4 protein-coding genes are annotated in these 1,712 nt (G+C 66.6%); 1 reads left to right on the top strand and 3 read right to left on the bottom strand.

What is annotated here, in order from left to right:
- On the bottom strand, positions 1 to 322 hold a 322-nt coding region (locus ACY45C_RS16055), incomplete at its 3' end, for a hypothetical protein (protein WP_462188397.1).
- A gap of 390 nt (positions 323 to 712) precedes the next feature.
- Between ACY45C_RS16055 and ACY45C_RS16050 the strand changes: the two genes are divergently transcribed.
- Positions 713 to 1,123 carry a RidA family protein gene (locus tag ACY45C_RS16050; RefSeq protein WP_462188396.1) on the top strand — a complete coding sequence of 137 codons (411 nt, stop codon included), beginning with the start codon at positions 713 to 715 and terminating at the stop codon, positions 1,121 to 1,123.
- Between the two features lie 29 nt (positions 1,124 to 1,152).
- Here the strand turns inward: ACY45C_RS16050 and ACY45C_RS16045 are convergent, their stop codons facing one another.
- Together ACY45C_RS16045 and ACY45C_RS16040 are read right to left on the bottom strand one after the other, a co-directional pair.
- Positions 1,153 to 1,317 (bottom strand): hypothetical protein, encoded by a 165-nt coding sequence (locus tag ACY45C_RS16045; RefSeq protein ID WP_462188395.1) that lies wholly within the window; start codon positions 1,315 to 1,317, stop codon positions 1,153 to 1,155.
- The coding region (locus tag ACY45C_RS16040; RefSeq protein WP_462188394.1) for a transposase at positions 1,296 to 1,712 on the bottom strand (417 nt) is incomplete at its 5' end. The genes ACY45C_RS16040 and ACY45C_RS16045, both read right to left, overlap by 22 nt.

Below are 1,712 nucleotides of genomic sequence, written 5' to 3'. Positions count from 1 at the left end.
TCAGCCCCGTCTCCGCGACGACCCCGTTCTCGCCGTCTTCGTTCGGGATATTCATACCGATGGTGCGGCTCTCAACCGACGGTGGCGTAGTCGCGAGATCATCCGCAGTCGGCGGGTCGGCTCCGATTGGTTCGTCGGGCTCGGGTTCCTCTTCATCTACCGCCGGTGCCTGGTCAAGCAGGGATTCGGGATCATCGACCTCGAAGTCTTGGACCGTCGCATGGAACGGAACGCTGGTGTCATCGTCTGGGGCTAGGACCACCATCTCGGCAGGGTCAAGAGGCGCCTCAACGTGTACACCCTGTACATCGGCGGTCATCACCGACACGTCCGGGAGTTCGATGTCTGGAAGCCCAATTTCCGGCAGATCGATCTCTGGTAGATCGATCTGTGGAAGGGTGGGATCGACAGCGGGCGGCTCGTCGCGGTCCCAATCCTCATCGGGCGCGACTCCGTGAGCGGGGCGGGGAACGACGGTCGGCGCAACAACTGATCAGCCCACGCACGCGAGATGCCGAGCCACTCGGCGATCTCCCGAAGATTCACGATCCCTGCCACACCGCCGAACGGTAGGGCTAGCATCGCTGCTACTAGTGCTGCTCCGCGTAAGTTCGTGGAGAGTAGTTCACGGTCGGTGATTGTGGGTTCGGGTGAGGGGTGGGTTTGCGGAAAAGGTGAGCGTTGTGTTGGTCAAGTCGCGAGACTCGCGTGTATGACGGCTGAGATCACGCGCATCAATCCCGCTCAGCTCCATGCGACTCCGGGGTATCACCACATCACCGTCGTGGAGGCGGGCCGGACGGCGTTTTTGGCGGGGCAGTGCCCGCTCGACCGTTCAGGGGCGCTGGTGGGTCCGGGGGATCTCGACGCCCAGATCGACCAGGTGGCAGCCAACGCCGTCGCGGCCCTGCGCGCGGTGGGCGTCGGGCCGGATCACGTCGTCCGCTCGGTGATCTATGTGGTCAGCGACGATGTCGGGATTCTGGGTACCGCCTGGCGGCGCCTGACCGATTCGGTCGTGGGGCCGGCGTTCACCACCGCGAGCACGCTGCTGGGAGTCGCCCGGCTCGGTTTCCCCGGGCAGCTGGTCGAGGTCGACCTGACAGCGGCCCTGCCCGGCTGACCGCGTTCCTGCGGATCGGGTCGGGTGGGTCAGGCCGTTTCCTTGAGCGGGGTGCCCTGGTAGGTCCAGCGGAAGGGGCGGGCGTGTTCGTTGCGCCGGATCGTCCAGGCATCGATCTTCTCGATCAGGTCGTCGCGGCTGGTGAAGTCGCCGTTGCGGAGGACGGCGCGGGTCAGGGCGGAGAAGACGAGCACGACCTGGTTGAGCCAGGAGGCATGGGGCGGGGTCCAGTGGACGTGCCAGCGCGGGTGGCGGCCAGCCACGCCCTGGTGTGCTTGGCCGTGTGCGCGGAGCCGTTGTCGAGAACCACGTGGATGTCCTTGTCGCGTGGCAGGAGCCGGTCGAGCCGGTCCAGGAAGACGGTGAAGGTCACGGCGTTGTTGCGCTGGATGGTCTCGATCAGGGTCTGCCCGGTGGTGATGTCCAGGGCGGCGACGATGGAGGCGGTGCCGTGGCGGCGGTACTCGCACTCGCGGCGGGCGGCTCGGCCTGGTGCGGCGGGCTGGGAGGGGTAGCGGCGCTCGCGGGCCTGGATCGCGGTCTTCTCGTCGATGGACAGCACGATCGCGCCTTTCGGCGGAGTGCGGTA

The organism is Frankia sp. CcWB2, from assembly GCF_977927585.1.
Note: the sequence above shows the minus strand (reverse complement) of the source record. Positions and strands in the feature narration are given on the sequence as shown.